Origin of the sequence: Umezawaea endophytica (assembly GCF_025061645.1) — a bacterium.
In the GTDB taxonomy this organism is placed as follows: domain Bacteria; phylum Actinomycetota; class Actinomycetes; order Mycobacteriales; family Pseudonocardiaceae; genus Umezawaea; species Umezawaea endophytica.
The window spans coordinates 145746-167575 of sequence record NZ_JANYMP010000024.1; the positions used below are offsets into that span (position 1 = coordinate 145746).

General features: G+C 68.8%; 20 protein-coding genes. 10 read left to right on the forward strand and 10 right to left on the reverse strand.

The window, feature by feature from the left end:
* Positions 1 to 17: 17 nt before the first annotated feature.
* A complete protein-coding gene (locus NZH93_RS37295) occupies positions 18 to 962 on the reverse strand; it encodes a helix-turn-helix domain-containing protein (protein ID WP_259627998.1) in 945 nt (314 codons plus the stop codon).
* Between the two features lie 114 nt (positions 963 to 1076).
* On the opposite strand from NZH93_RS37295, the gene NZH93_RS37300 reads away from it, so the two are divergent.
* The 8 genes from NZH93_RS37300 (at position 1077) to NZH93_RS37335 (ending at position 8568) form a co-directional block, all read left to right on the forward strand.
* A complete protein-coding gene (locus tag NZH93_RS37300) occupies positions 1077 to 1484 on the forward strand; it encodes a GntR family transcriptional regulator (RefSeq protein ID WP_259627999.1) in 408 nt (135 codons plus the stop codon).
* Between the two features lie 90 nt (positions 1485 to 1574).
* Positions 1575 to 2678, forward strand: a complete 1104-nt coding sequence (locus NZH93_RS50985) for a DUF1648 domain-containing protein (protein ID WP_259628000.1) — start codon at positions 1575 to 1577, stop codon at positions 2676 to 2678.
* Positions 2679 to 2806: 128 nt separating this feature from the next.
* Entirely contained in the window at positions 2807 to 3982 is a 1176-nt protein-coding gene (locus NZH93_RS37310) for a serine hydrolase domain-containing protein (RefSeq protein WP_259628001.1), read from the forward strand.
* Positions 3983 to 4142: 160 nt separating this feature from the next.
* Positions 4143 to 4997, forward strand: a complete 855-nt coding sequence (locus tag NZH93_RS37315) for a DUF1963 domain-containing protein (RefSeq protein WP_259628002.1) — start codon at positions 4143 to 4145, stop codon at positions 4995 to 4997.
* Positions 4998 to 5052: 55 nt separating this feature from the next.
* Positions 5053 to 5658, forward strand: coding sequence for a TetR family transcriptional regulator (locus NZH93_RS37320; RefSeq protein WP_259628003.1), 606 nt, complete (start codon positions 5053 to 5055; stop codon positions 5656 to 5658).
* Between the two features lie 177 nt (positions 5659 to 5835).
* The gene (locus NZH93_RS37325) at positions 5836 to 7032 is read left to right on the forward strand and encodes an acyl-CoA dehydrogenase family protein (RefSeq protein WP_259628004.1); all 1197 of its coding nucleotides are present in this window, start codon (positions 5836 to 5838) and stop codon (positions 7030 to 7032) included.
* Between the two features lie 87 nt (positions 7033 to 7119).
* Complete coding sequence (locus NZH93_RS37330; RefSeq protein ID WP_259628005.1) at positions 7120 to 7656, forward strand: carboxymuconolactone decarboxylase family protein; 537 nt, start codon at positions 7120 to 7122, stop codon at positions 7654 to 7656.
* Positions 7657 to 7893: 237 nt separating this feature from the next.
* On the forward strand, positions 7894 to 8568 hold the full coding sequence (locus NZH93_RS37335) for a response regulator (protein ID WP_259628006.1): 675 nt from the start codon (positions 7894 to 7896) through the stop codon (positions 8566 to 8568).
* Between the two features lie 16 nt (positions 8569 to 8584).
* On the opposite strand, the gene NZH93_RS37340 is transcribed toward NZH93_RS37335, so the two are convergent.
* The 4 genes from NZH93_RS37340 to NZH93_RS37355 form a co-directional block, all read right to left on the reverse strand.
* The gene (locus NZH93_RS37340) at positions 8585 to 9508 is read right to left on the reverse strand and encodes a CPBP family intramembrane glutamic endopeptidase (protein WP_259628007.1); all 924 of its coding nucleotides are present in this window, start codon (positions 9506 to 9508) and stop codon (positions 8585 to 8587) included.
* 101 nt (positions 9509 to 9609) lie between these two features.
* Positions 9610 to 10878, reverse strand: a complete 1269-nt coding sequence (locus tag NZH93_RS37345) for a sensor histidine kinase (RefSeq protein ID WP_259628008.1) — start codon at positions 10876 to 10878, stop codon at positions 9610 to 9612.
* 235 nt (positions 10879 to 11113) lie between these two features.
* Positions 11114 to 11737, reverse strand: coding sequence for a response regulator transcription factor (locus NZH93_RS37350; RefSeq protein ID WP_259628009.1), 624 nt, complete (start codon positions 11735 to 11737; stop codon positions 11114 to 11116).
* Between the two features lie 73 nt (positions 11738 to 11810).
* On the reverse strand, positions 11811 to 12992 hold the full coding sequence (locus tag NZH93_RS37355; RefSeq protein ID WP_259628010.1) for a sensor histidine kinase: 1182 nt from the start codon (positions 12990 to 12992) through the stop codon (positions 11811 to 11813).
* 218 nt (positions 12993 to 13210) lie between these two features.
* Here NZH93_RS37355 and NZH93_RS37360 point away from each other — a divergent pair, with 218 nt between their 5' ends.
* Positions 13211 to 16954, forward strand: coding sequence for an SGNH/GDSL hydrolase family protein (locus tag NZH93_RS37360; RefSeq protein ID WP_259628011.1), 3744 nt, complete (start codon positions 13211 to 13213; stop codon positions 16952 to 16954).
* Positions 16955 to 17287: 333 nt separating this feature from the next.
* Here the strand turns inward: NZH93_RS37360 and NZH93_RS37365 are convergent, their stop codons facing one another.
* The gene (locus NZH93_RS37365; RefSeq protein WP_259628012.1) at positions 17288 to 17884 is read right to left on the reverse strand and encodes a DUF1707 SHOCT-like domain-containing protein; all 597 of its coding nucleotides are present in this window, start codon (positions 17882 to 17884) and stop codon (positions 17288 to 17290) included.
* 99 nt (positions 17885 to 17983) lie between these two features.
* On the opposite strand from NZH93_RS37365, the gene NZH93_RS37370 reads away from it, so the two are divergent.
* Positions 17984 to 18967: a tetratricopeptide repeat protein gene (locus NZH93_RS37370; protein WP_259628013.1), complete on the forward strand. Its 984-nt coding sequence runs from the start codon at positions 17984 to 17986 to the stop codon at positions 18965 to 18967.
* A gap of 12 nt (positions 18968 to 18979) precedes the next feature.
* Here NZH93_RS37370 and NZH93_RS37375 read toward each other — a convergent pair whose 3' ends face one another.
* From NZH93_RS37375 to NZH93_RS37390, 4 genes are all read right to left on the reverse strand, one after another.
* The gene (locus tag NZH93_RS37375) at positions 18980 to 19393 is read right to left on the reverse strand and encodes a hypothetical protein (protein ID WP_259628014.1); all 414 of its coding nucleotides are present in this window, start codon (positions 19391 to 19393) and stop codon (positions 18980 to 18982) included.
* 87 nt (positions 19394 to 19480) lie between these two features.
* Positions 19481 to 19951 carry a ricin-type beta-trefoil lectin domain protein gene (locus tag NZH93_RS37380; RefSeq protein WP_259628015.1) on the reverse strand — a complete coding sequence of 157 codons (471 nt, stop codon included), beginning with the start codon at positions 19949 to 19951 and terminating at the stop codon, positions 19481 to 19483.
* A 182-nt stretch (positions 19952 to 20133) separates the two neighbouring features.
* Positions 20134 to 20778: a hypothetical protein gene (locus NZH93_RS37385; RefSeq protein WP_259628016.1), complete on the reverse strand. Its 645-nt coding sequence runs from the start codon at positions 20776 to 20778 to the stop codon at positions 20134 to 20136.
* Between the two features lie 72 nt (positions 20779 to 20850).
* Positions 20851 to 21768: a hypothetical protein gene (locus NZH93_RS37390; protein WP_259628017.1), complete on the reverse strand. Its 918-nt coding sequence runs from the start codon at positions 21766 to 21768 to the stop codon at positions 20851 to 20853.
* Positions 21769 to 21830: the final 62 nt, after the last annotated feature.

The window sequence follows — 21830 nt, forward strand, 5'->3', positions numbered from 1 at the left end:
GCCCGTCGGTGGGCTGATCAACGAGTACGTCGAGAGGCCGGGCTCGACGTCGTTCCTCCTTCGATGACGATCCGCAGAGCTGTGTCGAGCCAACGAAGTTCTTCTGTGGCGTCCGGAGCACCGTACCGCCCCTGCACGCGACTGACGAGCCCGCGATACCGTTCCGCGCCCGCGTCGATCCCCGCTTCCAGGGATGCCAGTACCGCGTTCAGATCGGCGTCACCGAACATGGTGGAGATCAACTCCGCCGCGGCCGGGTCGCCGGGTTCGCTGCCCTCCTCCCTGGCCTGCGCGACGGTGTTCACCACGTGCCGCGCCCACCAGATGGTCCCTCCGGGCGGTGCCTCCCGCCCAGGGGCGGGTGTGTTGAGTTCCAGGAACTTTCCCAGCCGCACGCGGAAATCCGGGTCCTGCACGAGTTCCGCCAGTTCGATCCAGGCGTCCACCTGGTCGGGTGTGGGGTCCTCCGGCAGGTCGATGCTGAGTTCACGTATCCGTTCGCGCAGCTCCGGGGCTATGTCGAGGCGGCCGAACACGTCCGCCTTGAACTCGTCGACGATCTGCGCTCGTTCGGCGGCCGAAAGCCGCGCCAACCGGTTCATCAGTGCTGTCTCCTCAGGGGTGGATCGATGTTTCGCCACGGTGGACAGGACGGCCCGGCTCATCTTCAGGGCGCGGATCTGCGTGTCGATCGCAGCCACGTGCGCCTCGGCGACGTCGGCGACCGTCGCCCTGCGGTCGAGTACCCGACGTACGTCGTCGAGCCCGAAACCCAGCTCCCGCAGCGTGCGGATGAGCTCCACGCGGGCCACGCACGCGGCGTCGTAGAGCCGATAACCGCCCGCCGTGCGACCCGCCGACGGGATGATCCCCTCGTTCGACCAGAAGCGCAGAGTGCGCGCCGAGGTGCCCGTACGGCGTGCGAGTCGGCCGATGGTGAGCAGGTCCGTGCGTTCGTCCATGAGGGCAATCCTCAACGTTGCAGCCGCTGCAAAGTCAACTGCCTGCCGGCGTCCGGCGAACCTCTCCGAAAGAGGCACTGTTCTACTAGCTATAGATCAGATAGAGTTCCTGTTGTGCATCTGACACTGGACCTCGACAGCGAGACACCGATCTACCAGCAGATTCGCGACCGCATTGTCGAGGCCATCGCTGACGGGGAACTGGAAGCCGGTGCCGACCTCCCCTCGACCAGGCAGTTGGGCGTCGACCTGGCGATCAACTTCCACACCGTGAGCAAGGCGTACGACCTGTTGCGCCGCGAGGGGATCATCCGGATCAACCGGAAGAGCGGTGCGGTCGTCCGGCCGGACGTCAAGCAGCCGTCCGGCGACGCGGGAACCGACACCGACTGGAAACGGCGTGCCCGGACCATGCTCGCCGAGGCCGACGTCCGCGGGCTGCCGAAGGCGGACGTCCTGGAATTCGTCCGCACGACCCTGTTCGGGTTCCCCGACCAGGGCGGTGATCCGGGTGAACGGTGACCCGAGCATCACGACAAGGAGCGGCCGCGGACAAGCAGTCCACGTTCCCCGCCCCACCGCCGTGCCCCGATCTCCCCTCAACCGAAACAGGTGAACGTCGTGCTGGTCATCGGAGCCCTCAACCTCGGCATCACCGCGATGGTGGGTGCCCTCCTCCACTTCCTCCCGCATCCACGCCTCAGCCCGCCGTCGATCGCATTCGGAGTCCGGACACCTCCGGACCTGGCAGACGATCCGGTGATCCTCCAGCAGCGCCGCCGGTACGGCAGCACCCTCCTCGTCACCACCCCGGTGCTGTCGCTGCTCGCCGCTCTCGCCGGGTCGCTGCTCGACAGCGTGGTGCCTGCGAGCGTGGGTGTCGCGGTCCTCTGCTTCGTCGCCGTCGCACAGTGGGCACGCGCTCACCGCGCGATCAGCCGAGCCAAGGCCACGGGCAACTGGTACGGACACCTGCGCCAAGGCGCGGTCACCGACACCTCGCTGCGCACGAACCCCGTCCGCTTCCCCTGGTCGTGGACGACCCCTTCGGCGCTGATCATCGCCGTCACCGCATTAGCTGGCGTCGTCGTGTACCCGGACCTGCCCGACACGCTCAAGCTGCCTCGGCATTCGTTCGAGGGAACCAGTTACCGCGAATACGCCACCACCGTCTGGACCGCCTTCAGCCTGGTCTTCGGCCAGGTGCTGCTCACCGCGCTCATGGCAGGCGTGGTCGTCTTGGCACTGCGCGCACGGCCCGATCTGGACGCCGCACAGCCTCGCGAAAGTGCCGAGCGGCACCGCGAACACCTCGCGGGCACGGCTCGCGCCATCCTCGGAACAGCCACTCTGCTGAACCTCATGCTGCTGGGCCTGTCCGCCGCGATCTGGAGCGAGAACCGCTCCACCTGGCTCCTGGCGACAATCGTCGGCGTCCCCTTGGCCGCGGCGCTCGCAGCGACCGCGCACCTGGTCTTGCGGGTCGGCGGCGGGGCGAGCAAGGCGTCCGCAGAAGAGGCGCCAACCGGCTTCGTGCGCCGAGACGACGACCGCCACACGGTCGCCGCCGGCCTGCTCTACGTCAATGCCAACGACCCGGCGGTACTGGTACCCAGCCGGGTGGGCAAAGGCTGGACCGTCAACCTCGGCAACCCGCGCTTCCTCGCCGGAGCCGCGGCAACGGTCGCCGCAGCAGCACTATTCGCCCTGCTGTGAAAACAAGAGCAATCGCGATCCACTTCCAAGGAGGACGAACGATGATTCCGCGCACCAATTCAGTCTCGGCCAGGATCAGGACGAGGTTCGCGCTCGCCACCGTGGCAACCGTAGCGGCGGCATCGGGCTTGACGATCGGAACCCAGATCTCGGACGCGGCGCCCCATCCGCCGTCCAACACTCCCCGCGCCACCGCACAACGCGACGCCGACGCCCTGTTGAAGTTCGGCGCTCCGGGGGTGCTGGTCGGCCTTGACCGGGAGGACGGCGACGTCAAGGTCCGCAGCGGGGTGGGGAACCGCGCCACCAAAACGCCTGTGCCCTGGGAGGCGAAGTTCCGGATCGGCAGCTTCACCAAGACCTTCGTGGCGGCGACGCTGCTCCAACTCGTCGGCGAGGGAAGGCTCTCGCTCGATGACACCGTGGACCGTTGGCTGCCTGGTCTGGTCGCGGGCAACGGCAACGACGGCACCAAGATCACCGTCCGGCAGCTCCTCCAGCACACGAGCGGACTGCCCGACTACACCCACTTCATCCCGTGGCTCGGCGACAAGACGAAGTTCCTGGAGGAGCGCAACACGAGCTTGACGCCCCGAGAGGCCATGGACTTGGCCATGAAGTCCGCACCGCTGTTCCAACCGGGGACGTCGTGGAGTTACTCGAACACCAACTACCTGCTCGCCGGCATGATCATCGGCAAGGTCTCCGGCAACGACTGGCGCGACGAGGTGACCGCGCGCATCATCAAGCCGCTCAAACTCGTCAACACCTCCATACCTGGAACGAAAACGACGCTGCCCACCCCGCACGCCATCGGCTACCAACGGTTCCCCGGTGAAGGAGCGACGCCCGAGGACCCCAAGTTCGGCGACGAGATCGACGCGACCGCGATGAACCCGTCGTGGGCGAACGCGGCCGGGGAGATGATCAGCACCGTCGACGACACCAACCGGTTCCTGCGCGCCCTGATGGGCGGCAGGATCCTCAAACGTGCCCAGCTCGCACAAATGCTCACCGCCGTCGACACCAACGACCTCTTCCGGAAGATCCTGCCGGGCGTGCGGTACGGGCTGGGCATCATGTACGTCCCGAACTCCTGCGGTGGTCTGTGGACGCACGGCGGCGACATCCACGGCTTCAAAACCCGCAACGGGGTAACACCAGACGGTTCTCGCAGCGTCGTCGTCTCCATCAACACCGATTCGACGAAGCCGGACCCTGGCATCAAGCTGCCGACGACGGACTTCGGGTTCGACCTCATCAACCACGCGCTCTGCGGCCCTGACACGGGATCGATCCGCTGACGCCGACGTCGTGATCCCTCCGGCATGGAGGGGCGGGCACGTCGAGCGACCTGCACATCCTGCGGTCTCACAGCGTAAAAAGCCGACAGGACAAGCGAAAGCTCGCCACAAGACGTCTCGAATGGACTTCGATCGCGGGTGCCCCCCTAGGATATTCGCCATGATCTTCAAAGCCCCGGACCGGTTGGCCGCGTTCCACGACCGAGCGATCGCCCAGGACATCCCCGCCGACGACGTGGAGCGGTGGCTGGCCATCGCCCGCCCCTGCGCAACGCTGGTGCTGAACGAGAACGGCCCGGTCGTGGGTCGCCTCGGCGGCCCGCTCCTGCTCCCCGAGGACACGCCGGACCCGGCCCACCCCCTCGTCGCCTCCATCGACCTCGCCGCCCTGCCCAGCGGCGTGACGGACCTCCCGCTGCCCGCCGACGGACACCTGCTGCTGTTCGCCTACCCCGACGAGGACATGGACGACAACAGCGACAACCTGGGCAGCGTGGTGCACGTCCCCGCGGGCGCGACGGTGGTGGAGAGGGAGGAGCGCGTCGGTCTCGAGTACGACCCGTACCGGGGGACCACCAGGCACATTCCACAAGGCCCGCTCGTGGCCGTGGCGGACATGTCGCTGCCCTATCACCACCTGGCCCGCTTCCCCGAAAAGCCGAGGATCAGGCACCTCCCAGGACATCCTCGTGCCGAGGAACTCGTCGACGCCTGGGATGCCATCTGCCGTGACGTCGACATCTGGGGGTCGCTCCAGATCGGGGGCTACTCCAACCAGGAAGCCGTCGGCACCGACCCGGTCGCCGACGCCGTGCCCGCCGCCTTGCGGGAGGTCGAGAAGAGCCGGATGGACGGGCCGGTCTCGAGCGACGTCGCGGACTGGGTGCTCCTCGCCGACTGGCACCTCGACATCGCAGGCTTGGAGGGCGCCAGCGTCCACTGGTCGATCCAACGCGAGGACCTGGCCGAGTGGCGCTTCGACCGTGTGATCACCACGATGTTCTGGAACCCCTGACCCCTGGTCATTCGCAATACCCAGTCCCACATAGGGCTTGCAGTATCATTTGGCCATGGGTGCGCACCAGGCTGAGGGCGGAATTCGGGCGCGTGCACGTCAGGCCATGCGCCTCGAGGTGGCCGCCGCCGTCCAGGAGCTGGTCCTCGAGCACGGCTACGACGAGACGACGGTGGACGACATCTGCGCGGCCACCGAGATCTCCCGCAGCACGTTCTTCCGGTACTTCTCCTCCAAGGAGGAGGCCCTCTTCGGTACGTACACCGACTCCGGTGAGCGCCTGCGCGAGGCGCTCACCGCTCGGCCGCTCACCGAATCGCCCTGGGTCGCCATGCGACGTGCGCTCGATTCGTTGATCGAGCGGTACGACGCCCACGATGAACGCATCTGGCGGCTCACCCGCCTGATGGTGAACACGCCGTCGTTGACCGCTTGGCACCGGGAGAAGAACGCTCGGTGGCAGGAGCTCCTCCGACCCGAGATGTCACGTCGCCTCGAGGCCGATCCGGCTGACGATTCCGACCCGCGCGCTCACGCCGTGATCGCCTCCGCCCTGGGGTGCGTCGAAGCGGCCCTGACCGCATGGGCTTCGAACGCCGAGCCGCAAGCGCTCGCACAGATCCTGGATCGCGCCATGGGAGCCACGTCCAGCCTGAAGTGAGAACACCCCGGCGTATCCGGCGACCTGTGGGACTAGATGTGGCCGGACTCCGTGCTGTTGCGACGACCCTCCGTTCATGCCGGCAGGCTGCCCACGTTTCGTGGCACCACACGTCACTTCTGATACCGTGACTCACAAAAGCGACGTGGTTTTGCGTTTCGCCTGGAAGGACGTGGCATGAACGATCGGTTGGACGCGCTCATCGGTGACCTGACGGCGGAGGAGTCGGCGCTCGTGTCGGCCGCGGGGGCGCTCGTGCCGGTCTTGAGCGCCAACGCGGCGACGGCGGACGCCACGGGGAGGCTGCCCGAAGAAGACATCACGGCGCTGCGCAAAGAGGGTTTGTTCCGCCTTGCCACGCCGCGGGTGTACGGCGGCTACGAAGCGGGCGCGTCCGCGGCGACGGCCATCGCCGCGGAGGTGGGACGGGGCTGCCCCTCCGCGTCCTGGGTGCTGACGGTGTACTACAGCGCGAGCCTCGCCCTCTGGCTCTTCCCGGACCAGGTGCGGCACCGGGTCTGGGGCGATGATCCCGACGCGACCGTGTGCGGCTCCTCCGCGGGCTCGGTGCCCGCGCGAGTGGTCGACGGCGGTTACCTGCTCAGCGGCCGCTGGGGCTGGGCCTCGGGCGCGCACCACGCGACCTGGGCGATCCTCGACCTGACGGTCGGGGCCGACGGGCCTTCCCCGGATCGCGGGTTCGCGCTCGTCCCGATGAGCGCACTGTCCATCGAGGACACCTGGGACATGGTCGGGATGCGCGGCACGGGCAGCGACACGATCGTCGCCGACGACGTGTTCGTGCCGGAGGAGCAGGTCTTCCTCGCGTCGAAGGCGGCCAACGCCGCCGCGCGGGATCAGGGGGCTGCGACGCCGGTCGGTGTACCCAAACCGCAGGGTCTGATGGGCGCGCTGGCCGCTCCGGTGCTCGGGATGGGCATGGCGATCTACGACCACGTCGTGGAGAAGCTGTCCAACGGCCGCCCGCTGACCTCCGCGGCGACGCCGTACCCGCGTGCGATCGACGCCCCCGGCGTGCAGGCGAACGTCGCGGACGCAGCCATGCTCATCGACAGCGCGATCCTGCAAGCCTCGCGCACCGCCCAGGCCGTCGACCGTGCCACCCGCACGGGTGCACGGATGTCCGCTCTCGCCATCGCCCGCACCCGGATGGACGGTGGGTTCGCCGCGCGGCAGATCCGCCAGGCGGTGGACAAGCTGCTCGACGTCGGCGGTGCGAGCCAATTCGCCCAGTCCAGCCCGGTGCAGCGGATCTGGCGCGACCTGGGCACCGCGACCCGGCATCCCGCCTTCGTCACCGAGGTCGACCGCGAACGGTACGCGCGGCTCCTGCTGGGGCTCGACGGGCGATAGCCGCCACCGGGCGGTGTCCATCCCGACCAGGGCTCGAAGATCATCGTCATGGTTCCCGGCGCAGGCCCCTCGGAGTAGTCTCAAGACATGGCCCGCGTTCCGTACGTCGAACCCGCCACCGCCCCGCCCGCCGTCGCGGAAGCGCTGAGCAGCCTCCCGGACCTGAACGTGTACGCCCTCCTGGCGCACGCGGAATCGGCGTTCGTGCCGATGCTGCGCCTCAGCTCCGCGCTGGTGTCCGACTTGGCGCTCGACCCGCTGCTGCGCGAACTGTCCATCTTGCAGGTCGGCCACCTGGCCGCCTCGTACGTGTGGGACCAGCACGTGGTGATCGCGCTGGCTTGCGGTGTCACGGAAGCGCAGATCGCGGCCGTCGACCGCGGTGACCTGGCGTCGTTCACGCCCGAGCAGCGGGCGGTGCTGGAATACACCGCCGACATGGTGGGCGGCGGCGAGGTGTCCGACGAGCGTTTCGCCGCGCTCGCCGAGCACCTGGGCCCGCGAGAGGTCGTCGAGCTGTCCATGGTCGTGGGCAACTACCTGGGACTCGCACGGATCATGACCGCGCTTCGCATCGACCCCGAGGAGCCTGCCGCGGTCGGAACCGTAGGGGCGACAACGTGATCGGCGTCCTGATTGGCTGAATCCGTTGCCGCGAAACGGAAACAGAGGACGTTGAACCGGCAGGGCCACTACGGCGCCACAACCGTGGATCAGTTCCCAGCGGCTACATCACCTGAAAACGGTCTGACTTCGCCACCGGCTACGCTGCCCACGTTGCACGCCCCCCACGCCACCAGTCTCGAATGGCGATGCCGGTCGGTAGGGTAGGCGCGCCCGTGTCGCTCCCGGAGGAAACAGATGATCCGCGTGCTCATCGCCGACGACCAGCCGCTGGTGCGTGCCGGCCTGGCGGCGCTGATGCGAGCCGAACCCGGCATCGAGGTGGTCGGTGTGGCCGCGGACGGCGCCGAGGCGCTCGCGATGGCGCTCGACACCGTCCCGGATGTGGCTTGCCTCGACATCCGGATGCCCGGCCGCAACGGTATCGAGGTCGCACGGGAGTTGTGCGCCCCGGATGCCGACCCGCAGGTACCGGTGCTCGTGCTCACGACTTTCGACCTCGACGACTACGTGTTCGGGGCACTGGAAGCAGGCGTGTCGGGATTCCTGCTCAAGGACTCCGAACCGGACGACATCATCCACGCGGTGCGCCAAGTGGCTGCGGGCCACGGCACGATCGACCAAACGCTGACCCGCCGTGTTCTCCGTGAGTTCGTGCACCGCCGCCGATTCCAGCCGGTGACCGGGCGGCGGGCCGAGGAACTGCTCACCCCTCGCGAGCACGAGATACTGCTGCTGCTCGCACAGGGCATGTCCAACGACGACATAGCCCACACCCTGGTCGTGGAACTCTCGACGGTGAAGTCGCACCTGGCTCGAATCCTGCCCAAGCTGGGCGTGACCTCCCGGTTGCAGGCCGTCGTGTGGGCTTATCAGAACCACGTCGTCGCCGTCCCCAGCCCGAGTTCCTGACGCGGCTATCAGACGGTCATCCGGTCGGTGAGCGGTAGCCGAGCCGTCCGCGGGTGCCGAGCACGACCACGACCGCGGCGACGACGGAGCCTGCTGCCATCGCCTGCATCGGCCGCTCGCCGGTGATCGTCGGGAACGTCTGCGACCACATGATCGACGCGAAGTTGTTCACGCTGACGTGCAACAGCATCGACAACGGCAAGCTCTCCCCGGTGCTGTTGAACACCCACGTCATGACCACGTTGAACGCGACGCAGAACACGACGAACACGACCGGGCGGGTCCAATCCGCGTCGGGCCAGCCGCCCCACTCGGTCAGGAACAGCGGCACGTGCCACACCGCCCACAGTGGACCGAGGATCATCGTTCCGGCCAACGGCCCGAACCTGCGCTGCATCCGGGGCAGCGCGAAGTCGCGCCAGCCTGGTTCCTCCGCGAGTCCCGTGGTGACCATTTGGAGCAGGAGAGCGGGAACGTAGGCGGCCACGGCCATCATCGAGGGCGCCGCGATCTGTCCACCCGAGAACGCCAGCCCCGTCAGCAGCATGGCCCCCGGCACCCCCAGCAGCGAGACCGCGTACCAGTGCCACCGGACCCGCCAGCGCCACATCCGGCCTGCCCAGCGCCGCAGCCCGGCCCGTCCGTCCGCGAGCGCGGTGACCACGAGGGCCGAGACGATCGGGCCGAGGTACGCGCCGGGCAGCACCCCGGTGAACTGACTGGTCCCGAGCACCTCCGGGAAGCGGTAGGACCACCAGCCGAGCCCGTTCTCGGACAGCACGTAGGGCGTCCAGGCCAGCCAGCTCAACAGGTTGGCCAGCACGAAGAAGCTCAGCAATGGATTCCGGCGCACCGGCCCGAACAGTCCACCGGAACTTCGCAGGCCTGGTGTCCCGTGGCTGGACGGGGTGGGCGACGGAGGGCGGTCCGAGATCGTCATGCCGCAATCCTGTGGTCGACGCGGCTCGATGCCGAGATGCGAAGGATTGAAGCCGTGAGATGCCATCGAAAGGTGTACGAGCCGGCCCGCGGTCGATGACGTCACGTCGACCGGAGGTGGTCCGGAAACGTCGGGAGCGCGTCCGTCGCGCTGACCGTGTCTCCGGGCGGCAGCCTCAGCCGCACCTCCCACCCTCCGTCCGGAGTGGGGCCGTAGTCGAGGTGCGCTCCGATCAGTTGGGCCCGTTCTGCCATGCCGATCAGGCCGAATCCGCTGCCAGGACCTGGGTCGGGGTTTTTCGGTACGCCGTTGCGCACGCTGACCGTGAACCATCCATCACGAAGTACGCCGACCTCGACCTCGCAAGGCGCCCCCGGCGCGTGCACCGCCGCGTTCGCCAGCGATTCCTGCACCATCCGGTAGGCGACGAGCTGGGCCAGCGGACCGGCCTCGACGTGTTGTCCAGGTAGGACAAGGCTGATCTCGGAGCCCGCCGCGCGGCGCGACTGCACCAACGCGGACACCGCGTCGAGGGTTTCCACCGGGCGGGCCACGTCGGCGTCTTCGCGCAGCAACCCGACCAGCCGTCGCAGGTCCGCGAGCACGGCGCGGTTCTGCTGGCGTATCTGAGCCACCGAGTGCTTGGCCGTGGCGGGATCGGTGTCGATCTGCCGGACGACCGCCGCGGCCATCATCGCGATACCGGACAGGTGATGGGCGGCGATGTCGTGCAGTTCTCGCGACAGTGCCGTGCGCTGCCGCGAGACCGCCGCCTGCAACAGCGCGTCCTGCTCCCGGCGCAGCGCCGCCAGTTCCAGCCGACGTGCCTCATGTGCGTCCCGACGCGCCGCGATCCCCGAGCCGAACAGCAACGGAAGCCCGATCACCAGCAGTGCCTGCAACACCGCGCCGACCCCGGCCAAACCGACGCTGGAAACATCGCGGGCGCCCGCGGTGACGAACTGCCCTATGGCCAGCACCACTCCCGCGACGAGCAGTGGTCTCCACAACGGTCGCGCCGGCCGGGAGATGACGGCGAGGAACACCGCGACCAGCACGGCGACGGCCGTGAACGTGAACGCCGGCCCAGGTGACACCCGCACCAGCACCAACGCCGCCACGGCCAACCCAGGCAACACCTTCCCCGGCGCCCGACCGCTCCAGGCGACCGCGACAGCCTGCACCAGCAGCACCATCGCGACCGTCCACCACTCGGCGTCCCCGAGCGCGGGCACCGGGGCCAAGTCGGGGTCCGCCTCGGCCGCGGTCGGGAGGAACAGCAGCATGCCGATCGAGACCGCACCGGTACCGAGCGCGGCCCACGGGTGCAACGGCCCGGACCGCTGCGCCGACTGCGAAAGGGTGAACACAACGGCCTCCACGATCTGACCGGCAGGATCCCTCACGTGCTCTCAGACCAGCGCCGCAGGTAGCCCCGACGGCGCCCGGTGGACAGTGATCACCCAATCATCGGCCATAGCGGCGCCCAGACCGCACTCGACGGGCAGATTTGCATCAAAAGTAGGGTTCGCCGGTTGTCATCCTCACGACCCGCGACAAGATCACCTCAGGCCGCTCGTCCGACCAAGCACCCCTTTCGGCTCACTACGTCAACGGACCGTCGGGGTGGGGGTATTCGTGGATGAGGCTGCGGATGTCGTCTACCGGATCGTCGGCGGCGGCCCACTTCGCGCGGATGCGGTCCAGGTAGGAGCGGACGGTGGGGATGGCGATGTCCAGGCGGCGGGCGGTGGCGGCGAGGGTGCTGCCGGTGCCGTAGAGGTAGAGGACCTGGAGTTCTTGCCGGGAGAGTTCGGGTGGGTCGTCGTTGATCAGGGTCATCAACTCGGTGGTCAGCGCTAACTGTCCGTTGTGGACCGTGCGGATGGCGTCGGCGAGCTTGTCGGCGTCGTCGTTCTTGATGAGGTAGCCGGAGGCGCCTGCGCGGATGGTGGCGCGGATGTGGCGGCGGTCGCCGTGCACGGAGAACACCAGGACGGAGACGCCGGTGGCGTGCAGGGTGGCCACGTTTGCGGCTGGGTCGGTGCCGTCCTCCAGGCGGAGGTCCAGCAGGACCACATCGGCGGCTGGGTCGGTGCTTTGTGCGGCCAGGTAGTCGGTGACGGTGGTGGCGGTGTGGGTGAAGGTGATGTCGGCGGTGTCGGCGAGCAGGGCGCGCAAACCGGCGGGGACGAGTTTGTCGTTGTCGATGACGGCGATGCGGATCATGCGGGCGCCTCGCCCGATGAGCGGCCGGATTCGAGTGGGCGCGGTCGTCGACGATGCGTTCCGCCTGCCCCGCTCATGCCGGCCATCGCAGGTCGATGCGGGTGCCCTCGCCCACATGACTGTCCACTGTGGCCTGTCCGCCGACCTCGACCACGGGCCCGACGATCGAGTGCCGGATGCCGTAACCCATCTCGGTGGTGTCCGGGTCGAACCCCTCGCCCTGGTCGACGACCGCCACCGTCACCGCCTCCCCGTGGGCCATCGCGGTGAGGCGGGCGCGGGTGGTTCCGGCGTGCGCGGCGACGTTGCTGAGCGCTTCCGCGCTGGCCCGGCACAGTGCGTCGACCACGTTGTTCGGGAGTGACTCGGGCAGGTTGGCGAAGTGGTACTCCACGCGCAACCCCAGTGCGGCGCTGGCGCCGCCCGCTTCCAGCAGTGCCAGGGACAGGTCGGTGAGGTTGCCCGCGGGGTCGTCAGGGGCCGCGCCGCGCAGGACGTCGACGTTGACCGCGCACTGCCTGCGCACCACGGGGTCCGGATGGGCGGCGGGGCCTGGGCCCGCGATCGCGGTCAGGATCCGCAGCGGGCCGTCGTGCAGGGCGCGGTAGCGGCGGATCTGCTCGCGGAAGTGCCGGGTGCGCTCCTCGGTGTACGCGCGTTGGGCGGCGAGCCGTTCCCGAGCGGCGATCACCTGCTGGGTCGCGACGGTCAAGTGCTGGACCACCCGCCGCAACCGCCGGATGAACACCAGGCAGCAGATGGCGGCGCCGACCTGCCAGCCGATCGTGTTGAGCTGGGAGGCGATGTCGGCACTCCGGTTCAGCACCGGCATCTGGCCGACCACGCTCGCCACGGCGAGCACCGCGCACCCGGCCGCCGTGGCCCGAGGAGAAGCGCTGACCAGCGCGAGGGCCACCGCGACGCTGACCGAGACCGGCTCCAGGTACGGGTTGGCGAGCGTGTCGAACAACTGGTTGGTCACCGCCAGCGGCAGCACGACCATGCCGGTGGCGGTGACCGCGACGTCGACCGCCAGCACCCAGCCGGGAAGCGCGTCGCGCTTCAGCACCAGCGTGATCAGCACCGCGCTCCACACGGCCAGCGCCGCGTACACGGACACCGCCAGCGGAACCACGGTGTAGGCGTGGATCTGCACACCGCCGACGATGCTCAGGGCGACCATGCCCAACGTGGCCAACCGGAAGAACACCACCGATGCCGCCACGATCCCGCGCACCTGGCGGTGCAGACCCATCACAGCCCCTACCTCGGCCTTTCCGTCCTGAGTGTGCACGCGACCCCAAGCCTGACACCGAACCTCGCTCGGGTCCATGCCGCACCTGTGCGGCATGGACCGCCTCGAACGGGTCGCGCCAAGATCGATGCGAGACCGCGGGCTCGCAACCGCCCGGCGAGCAGGCGGTCGTGATCGACAACGAGCCTGGCACACACTCGGCCACAGGAGGAATAGCGATGTCCACCCCTGCGCGCAAGGCGCGCGGCCCTGTCCCGTGCACGCGATTGCCGCGACTGCTGTCGGTCGCCACCACCGGCGCCGTCTTCATCGGTGCCGGGCTCGGTGTGATGCCCGCGTCCGCGAACCCCGAGCCGACCTACGAGCAGACCGTGACCGTGGACGTCGTCGGCGACTCGTACATGGCGGGTGACGGCCTCCAGGACACCTACCTCGATCCCGCCGACCCGAGACACCGGTCCGCGACCGCACCGGCCTTGCAGGCGCTGGCCCGCGTGCGGAGCGACAACGCGCGGCTGCGGGTGGACGCGAACCTCGTGGCGGCCTCCGGCGCGCGGACCGCGGACTTCTTCTTCGCCCAATCGGGGCAGGACAACAGCGTCGTCAACCCACCGCAGCGCGACCAGGTCCGCCCGGACTCCCAGATGGTCATCGTCGGCTTCGGCGGTGGCGACGCCCGCCTGGCCGAGGTGCTGGCCAACGCCAAGCGCACCACCGGCGGACCGAACACGGCCCTGGACAAGGAGATCAGGGCACTCGGCCCGCTGCTGGACTGGACCGCGTCGGACGAGGAGTACCTGGAGCAGGCCAAGTCGTCACCACCCGGCCAGGCGCCCACGCTCGTCGCGCGGATGCTCCAGGTGCTGGCCGGGGTCGCCGCCCGCGCACCGCACGCCGAGATCGTGGTCACCACCTACCCGCTGGCCGCGGACCCGCAGAACCCGCACGCCACGAGCCTGGTCGGCGAGGACGAGCTGACCAGCGTGCGGAAGTTCGGCTACGACCTGAACAAGGCGATCGACCGGGCCGTGCGGATCTGCGCATGCGGCTCCCTCGCCGACCTCGCCGAAGCGGTCGCGGGCCACGAGATCTACACCTCCGACTCGGTGTTCACCGAGCAGGGCGACCAGCAGGCGCGGCAGGAGCCGTTCCTGCCCAACGGCAAGGGCGCGTCGCTGATCGCCAACCCGATCGCCGACAGCATCGCGAAGGTGCTCCGGATCCCGCCGCCCAAGCGCGGCGACGGGCAGGTCACCACCTCGGAGAACATCTACGTCCGGTACGGCGTGTCCGACCGCGACGGCGACGCGGTCGCCGACTTCCAGGACCGGGCGCCCGACGACCCCAGCCGCTCGACCGACGTCCGCCCCGATCGGGACAACGGGGACGACCGGCGGTCGTCGTCCGAGGACTCGCGGTCGAAGCGGGCGGACGACCCGCGCCACCTGCCGGGCGTGCTCCACCCGGTCGTCCAGGTGGTGGACGGCCTGGCACCGGGCGTGAACCTGATCGGGCCGCACGACCGGCCGCCTGCGCAACCGTCCGACGAGAAGCACCAGGTGGTGGTCGGGAGTCGACCTCCCGCGCGCGAGCAGTCCGTGCCGGGGGAATCCACGGCTTTGGCGCTCGAACCCGCCACTGCCCCACCGGTGCCCGGCGAGGACACGTCCTCTTCGTGGTCGCGGCTGGAGAGGGCCGCGGCGGAGGACGTGGTCCGCAAGGCCATGCCCGCGGGCTACGTCAGCATGTACTCGACGCAGGCGCTGCGAGTCGCGGCGGCACCGGCGGCCGTGCGCACCGCGTCGGACAAGGCCGCGGTCGACCGGCAGATGAGCGAGTCGCTCCAGGGCGACCAAGCCGGTTTCCGCGCTCGGTTCGGTGAGAACATCGACGCCATCCACAGTGCGACGACGGAGTCGGAGCAGGACGCCGCGATCGCGCAGTTCGACCAGACCGCCGCGGACTACAACTCCACCGAGCTGGCCGTGCGGGACGTCCTCGGCGCCCACCCGGTCGACGCGCGGGGTGAGACCGTTCGGGTCACGCCGACCTCACTGGCGGACCTGGCCACGGAGACGACGCTCTCGGCGCAGACCGACATGAGCACGTTGGCGGCCGCCGGCAGTCCGAAGTCGGCTCCGGCGAAGTCGGCTCCGGCGAAGCCCGGCGTCTCCGTCGAGTCGAAGCCCGATTTCAGCGTGAGTGGCGAGGGCTCGCTGGTGGGCCCTGGCGAGGCATCGCGGAGCGCCGAGAAGGACGGCGTCACGGCCACCGGAAAGGCCGAGGGCAAGGCGCTGGGCTTGGAGGGGACCATCACCGGGGATGTCGGCCCGGACGGGATGAGCGGGAAGATCAGCGGGAAGGCCGTCGTCGGTGAGGGCACCGTCGGGGTGACCGCGAAGTCCAAGAACGGCGAGACGGGCTTCGAGGGGAAGGGTTCCCTCGGCGCCGAGGTCGGCGTGGGTGGCAAGCTCAACGGGATCAACGACTTCGGCCTCAGCGCGAACGGGAAGATCGGCGGCACGGCGTCCGTGCAGGATTCGGGGAACTACGGACTCCTCGAGGGAAGTCGCAAGGCGGAGGTGGGCGTCGGTGCTGATTTCGACGCGAAGGCCAAGGTCTCGCCCGACGGCCTCAACATCGGTTCACACGCTTCCCTCGGCGCGAAGGCCAAGGCCGAGGCGAAGATCGGCGTCCCGGGGCTGAGTTTGGATTTCACGGGCACGGCTTTCGCCGGTCCGGGTTACGACTACGGCATCAGGCTCGGCAAGCAGGAGGACGGCAAGTACCGGGTCGGTGTCACCGCCGGGGTCTCCCCGCTGTTCGGCGTCGCGGGTGGATTCGACGTCACGGTCGACCCCGACAAGCTCCAGCAGTCGGTGCGGGAGGCGGTGGACGCCCTGAACCCCTTCGGCCCCGACCAGATGGACAGCCCTCGCAGCATGGCGCAGGACGATCCCGACTACGACGGTCCGACGGATTCGCCTGCCGAGTCCCAGATGGACAGTCCGAGGAGTCAGGCGCAGAACGACCCCGACTATGACGGCCCCACCGACTCGCCGGCCGATGCGCCAGGTGAGTCGCAGATGGACAGTCCCAGGAGCCAGGCGCAGGATGACCCTGGTTACGACGGTCCGACGGATTCGCCGTCCGATCCGTTGGGCGAGTCGCAGATGAACAGCCCCAGGAGCCAGGCGCAGGACGACCCTGGTTACGACGGTCCGACTGATTCACCGTCCGACCCGTTGGGCGAATCGCAGATGAACAGCCCCAGGAGTCAATCGCAGGACGATCCCGGCTACGACGGCCCGACCGACTCCTTGTCGGACGCGGCGATCAGCAGCAACACGGACCCGGCCGGTGACACCATCGCGGGGTACTCCGGCAACGACACCCTCGGCGGGGAGACCGGGAGCGACACCCTCGGAGGAGAGTCCGACTCGGGCTACTCGGACAGCGGCTTTGGCGACGGCAGCGACACTTCCGGTGGTTTCGGCGGCGGTGATGCGGACGCTTCCGGCGGCGATACCTCCGATGGTGGGACCGGTGACGGCTTCAGCGGTGGTGGCGGGGACTTCGGTGGCGCCGGCGCCACTGGTGACTTCGGCGGCAGTGACAGTCCAGGTACTTCCGGCGACAGCAGCACCAGCGACTCCGGAATGGGCGGCGACTCCGGCGGCTTCGGCGGCGACTCCGGAATGGGAGGCGACTCCAGTGGCATGGGGGGTGACTCCTCAGGCGGCATGGGCGGCGATTCCTCGGGCGGCGGCGACAGTGGCGGTGACAGCGGAGGCGGTGACGGCGGCGGCAGCGATGGTGGCGGAGGCGGTGACGGCGGCGGCGATGGTGGCGGCAGTTCCTCCGGTGGCATGGGCGGTGGAGGAATGAGTTCCGGCGGCACGGGCATGGGTTCCGGTGGCATGGGCGGCGGACCTGGTGGCGGTGATGGTGGCGGCTTCTGACCATCGCCCCTGACACGGTGACCGAAAGGGCTCGGCGACCGGAGTGGTCGCCGAGCCCTGTGATCTCAGATGTCCGTTAAACGGGTCAAGCCCACGCCGAACTGTGAGTGCTCCCGCGGACAGGTCGACCAAGTTGGTCTGTCGCTAGATCAGCAACTTGGCCATCCGCCGGCGACAACGACTGAGTTCACGACAACGGCGCGGCGAACCGGTCAACTCCTTGCCGGGAGACTGCTCCACCGGCCTCGGTTGCCCGCATCCTGCGGATCCGGCAGATCTTGGTCGACGCTCGACCAGTTCGGCGACCTGAGCCACTGCGCACCGGGCTGAGGCTCATAGGGTGGTCGCCAGCATTCGGGCCACGGTCGTGGCCTCGAAGGTGTGCAGCCGCAACACGATCCGCCCGGAGCGGTCGTGGTGGAACGCGCCGACGTCGGTGGTGACCCGGAGCCAGTCGCCGCCGTCGACCGCTACCTCGACGGCGTGCCACAGGTGGTGGTCGAACGGCAGGTCCACCCGCTTGGCCCCCGAAGCCCAGATCAGCAGCCGGACGCGGGAGACCGCGACAGCGCCCCTGACGCCGATCTCGCGGTGGCGGATGCGTTGCCCCGGCGCCCGGTACCGGCGGTAGGTCATCGACCCGGCGAGATCCTCGGCGAGAACGAGGAGTCCTTCGGCGGTGAGCTGTTCCCTCAGGTCGCCGGGCAGATATCCGGGGCCGGAATTCGCGAGCGGTCCCGGCGGGTGCGGTGGCGGCAGGTCGGCGAACAGCGGGCGCAGGTCCGCGTAGGTCCGCGCCAGGCTCGCCGCACCGACTCGCCGCTCGTACTCGTCCGGCTCCAGACGTCCGGTCGCGAGGTGCTCACCGATCGCGACGATCGCGGCTTCTCGTTCGGCGATCCCGATTCGCAGCTCGCCGGGATCGGACATGTGTCGATGATAGGTCAGCGTTTCCGCGCGGTGACGGGGTTCTTCCCCGGATCGCCGGGAATCCGGCCACCCTCCGCCCTGCTTCGCTAGCATGGCGGAATGGTTGGCTGGCCTCGTTGGCTGGGCGGACGCCCGAACGTCGCCGCGCTGCTGCGCGACGGCGCACGGTACGAGAAGCGCGGCAAGCTCGCTGCGGCGGAGGACGCCTACCGCCGAGCCGACGCGGAGGGCAGCGCGGAGGGCGCGTCCTGCCTGGGTGTCCTGCTCTTCGAACGGGGTGAGGTCGACGCGGCACGTGCGGCGCTGATCCGCTCCGACGAACGGGGTAGTGCCACCGGCGCGTTCAGGCTCGGGTTCCTGTGGGAGGAACTCGGGAAGGTCGCGGAAGCGAAGGCGGCCTACCGGCGTGCGGTGGACCGGGGCAGCGCCGACGCGGCGGGCAACCTGACGACGATGCTGCGCCGGTCCGGCGACCAATCAGGCGCGGACGCGGTCATGGCGCGGCTGAACGACGCGGTCGGCCACACCAGCGTGGACGCCGTACTCGCCGAGGCCGTCGGCTCGGGCGTCCCTGTCTTCCGGGTCGACGACGCCGACGACCTGTCGATCGCCCTCGCGACGCGAGAACACGCGCAGGGCCGTACCAAGCGCGCCGAGCGGATACTCCGCGAGGTCGCGGAGACCGGGCGACCCGCGCACGGCTTGGCCGCGCTGAACCTCGGCATCCTCCTGGAGCAGCGCGGTGACGTGGCGGGCGCTCGTCGCGCGTACGGGACCGCTCTCGGCTCCGGTGACCCGTCAGCGGCCGGGGCGGCCGGGCTCAACCTGGGCCTGATCGCGGTCCAGGACCGCGATCTCGTCGAAGCCGAGAGGCTCTTCCGGGTAGCGGCCGAGTCCGACCACCCGGAGGCCCGCGTCGCCGGGGCGATCAACCTGGCCGGTGCGCTCGTCCTGAGGGGCGCCGTCACCGAGGCGCGGCTGCACTACGAGCGGGTGGTCGCGTCCGAGCACCCGGAGTACGCGCCACAGGCCGTGGCGAGGCTGGCAGGCCTCACCCCGCGTTCGTCCGGGGGCCGTTCCTGAACGCGCGTGCGCTCATCTGGAGCGTCGTGGCACCACGGCCTGGACGAAGTTCCAGAAGCCGTCCCAGTCCGGGTCGCGCATGACCCAGAACGTGCCGACATCGCTGTTCTGCTCCTCGAATCGGAAGCCGACGTTCTCCGGTTCGGCCTCCTCCTCGGAGTCCTCCACCACGACGCAGACGAGGTGCCCTGGTGCAACCACTGACCAGGTGAAGTGTTCGAAGGTTTCGCCGCCGAGCAGGGAGTCGCGGTACGTCTCGCCAGTCCCGTCTGGGGCGAACCGGACGAAGTCGTACATCAGCGCCGTGTGTGTGCCGGGCAGGGTGTTCCACTCCCCGACAGGACCTTCGGTCAACATCCGGCGGCGCACGTGCTCGTGGCTCAGGTCCATGTCGACCGGATCGGAACGGCTGGTGTCGTGGTCCACCCGCCCAGTCTGCCCGACGGAAGATCCTGTGCCGCTCGGAGAACCGGAGGCGGCGCCGGCCGGCGTCCGCCCCCGGCGCGGTCGCTACTAGAGGAACACCCAATATTGTTCGTTTCTCCCCGCGCAAGGCTCCGATCTCAGAATGAATCCGCCGACAGAGAGCTCGTCCGACTTGGTCAGGCACAGGCCAGGGTGGAGGACGCTGTCAAAGTACGCCCAACCGTTCGCGGCGTACAAAATGTTGAAGTACTGACTGCTGTTGGCGGCGCATGGGTTGCTGCTGACCGGATCGCTGCTTTCGCCCGCGCTGATGCAAGTGTTGGGGCGTCCCGAGTCGGGGTTTCCCCTGATCTGATAGGTGTCAGGACTGTTGGCGTAGGGCCGCTTGTAATAAAGGTGTTGGTAGCGCTTATCACTGTTGCAAGGGAAGACTCGGAAGCCGAACTGGCCCGAGAAGTCCAGGCAGTCTCCTGCGCGGTTACGTGCCCAATAATATCCCGTTTCCGCGCTTGCCGGAATCGCGCTGACCGCGACAAGGGTGAAGATCGCGGCGAGCATGGAAAACGTTTTAACGAACCTCGATCTCATAAAGTTTCCTCCTGGAGTGCTCTGATGGTCGGCCTTTAAGGCTCTGGCCCGTACCTGGTTTCTGAAGCACACTTTGCGTTTACAGGTCCTGCTGAATGGTGACGTGGCCAGCCGGCATCCGGGTCAGGGTGCCCATGGCGGGAATGGCGCACTCACAACCGACCGTCAGCCCACCCTTTCAGGCTGCTGGCGGTCCACTCGAAGGCCACGTGGTGCCGTTGGTTCGACCCGACGCAACTCGCCGAGTTCTGAGGAAGAACTTCCTGGCGTCGGGAATCCCCCGGATAGTGCATGAAGCCGCCGCAGCAGTTACCGCCCGCGGTCTTCTCCACCCAGACGTACTCCCCGTCATTCCACTCATCGGACTCCGCCAGCTTCAACGATCCGCCGGAAACCTGGCACTGACTCGGCTGACGATTGCCGTGCCGGCTTCTCGGGTCGGTGTAGACACCCCACTGCGAACCGACCGCGGTGCCGTTGAAGTCGTCCTGCCAGACTGGTGCACCCCAGCCCCGGGTTTCCTGTCCGGTGCTCCCAGACGGATTCGACTCCCCGCCGGGGGTGGCGGTGAATCCCTGGGTGCTACCCAACGGGAGGCGGCCCCGTGTGCTGATCCACCGCTGGTCGCCACGGTGGGTGAGTGCCCCGTGTTCCCGGCTGATGCGCAGGTCGTCCTCGCCGACGCAGACGTGCACGTCCGGCCTGCTCCGTCCGAAGGGGACGGTCCGCCCCTCCTTGGGGCCGAGGGCGAGGCTGTGGTGGGTCGCCGGAAGTTCGTTGGGCCGTTCTTCCGCCATGTTCGCCTCCTGGCGCCTCGGGTAAGCAGCGCGCCCGTCAGCTTGTCCAGGACTGGCGGGAGGGTTCCCGCGTCACCGTGGTGGAAAGAAGGAGGTTGCCAACTGCGTCGCGAGCCGACACCGCTCGTCCGGCGGCAGGCTCTTGCCGGTAACTGTGGCCTCCAACACCTCGTCCTTGTCATCGCCGTAAGCGTCGAGGTAGGGGAAGTTCTGCACCTCGACCTCGCACAGGTCCTTGCCGGGTACGTCTTCGATCACGGCATACCGCCCGACGATCGTCGACTTCGTCCCGCCGGTGTCGATCAACGGCTTCGACCGGGCGAAGCGCAACTCGTAGGCGACTTGGTCGGTGGTACTGGTCCAGGTGCACTTCCAGCGCCCGAAGCCGACCTCCGGATTCGCGCGGTCGATCCCGGCCCGGTCGGGGAACAACGGTGAGTCCTTGGCTCGGCAGGCGCTCGTCCATCGGAACGATTCCGGCCACGACGCGGGGTTGTCGGACAGGCGCTCCGGGATCGGCCCCCTGGTGATCACCGCGTCGGCGCTCCGGACGGCGACGTCTGCCATGTCGCACGCGTCGGCGTTGATCGTGTTGGCCCTGGTCACCTCGATCTGGATCTCGTAGCGGTCGGGTAACAGCAACCGGCGCACGCACGACCCCACACCCGCCGGTCCGGTCACGAGGCGGTACCGCCCCTTGTCCTGCGCCTGCACGGGTGACTGCTCGACGGGAGTGTTGTCGATCACCGCCTTGACGTTCGCCTCCTTCCCGCGCTTCTTGACGATGACGTTGCACTGGTTGAACCCGGAGTCGTCCGACACCGGGTTGGGGTTGCCGAACGGCTCCAGAGCCGCATTGCTGATCAGCGGGCACGGATCGGCGTTGCGCGGGTCGGCACCGAGGACGGGACCCGGCGGTTTCCTGGACTCACCGGCGTACACGACCCCGCCCACCACCGCCGCGACCGTGAACAGCACCCCTGCTGTCATGAGACGTCCGCGGCGCCGAAGGGAATTCGGGCCGGGTGCGCGTCGGGCCGCCTTCACACCCG

Bases quoted from the DNA above. Each gene is read 5' to 3' on its own strand.
- NZH93_RS37295 (WP_259627998.1), bottom strand. From the start codon at position 962: ATGGACGAACGCACGGACCTGCTCACCATCGGCCGACTCGCACGCCGT.
- NZH93_RS37315 (WP_259628002.1), top strand. From the start codon at position 4,143: ATGATCTTCAAAGCCCCGGACCGGTTGGCCGCGTTCCACGACCGAGCG.
- NZH93_RS37320 (WP_259628003.1), top strand. From the start codon at position 5,053: ATGGGTGCGCACCAGGCTGAGGGCGGAATTCGGGCGCGTGCACGTCAG.
- NZH93_RS37325 (WP_259628004.1), top strand. From the start codon at position 5,836: ATGAACGATCGGTTGGACGCGCTCATCGGTGACCTGACGGCGGAGGAG.
- NZH93_RS37330 (WP_259628005.1), top strand. From the start codon at position 7,120: ATGGCCCGCGTTCCGTACGTCGAACCCGCCACCGCCCCGCCCGCCGTC.
- NZH93_RS37335 (WP_259628006.1), top strand. From the start codon at position 7,894: ATGATCCGCGTGCTCATCGCCGACGACCAGCCGCTGGTGCGTGCCGGC.
- NZH93_RS37340 (WP_259628007.1), bottom strand. From the start codon at position 9,508: ATGACGATCTCGGACCGCCCTCCGTCGCCCACCCCGTCCAGCCACGGG.
- NZH93_RS37350 (WP_259628009.1), bottom strand. From the start codon at position 11,737: ATGATCCGCATCGCCGTCATCGACAACGACAAACTCGTCCCCGCCGGT.
- NZH93_RS37355 (WP_259628010.1), bottom strand. From the start codon at position 12,992: ATGGGTCTGCACCGCCAGGTGCGCGGGATCGTGGCGGCATCGGTGGTG.
- NZH93_RS37360 (WP_259628011.1), top strand. From the start codon at position 13,211: ATGTCCACCCCTGCGCGCAAGGCGCGCGGCCCTGTCCCGTGCACGCGA.
- NZH93_RS37365 (WP_259628012.1), bottom strand. From the start codon at position 17,884: ATGTCCGATCCCGGCGAGCTGCGAATCGGGATCGCCGAACGAGAAGCC.
- NZH93_RS37370 (WP_259628013.1), top strand. From the start codon at position 17,984: ATGGTTGGCTGGCCTCGTTGGCTGGGCGGACGCCCGAACGTCGCCGCG.
- NZH93_RS37380 (WP_259628015.1), bottom strand. From the start codon at position 19,951: ATGCTCGCCGCGATCTTCACCCTTGTCGCGGTCAGCGCGATTCCGGCA.
- NZH93_RS37385 (WP_259628016.1), bottom strand. From the start codon at position 20,778: ATGGCGGAAGAACGGCCCAACGAACTTCCGGCGACCCACCACAGCCTC.
- NZH93_RS37390 (WP_259628017.1), bottom strand. From the start codon at position 21,768: ATGACAGCAGGGGTGCTGTTCACGGTCGCGGCGGTGGTGGGCGGGGTC.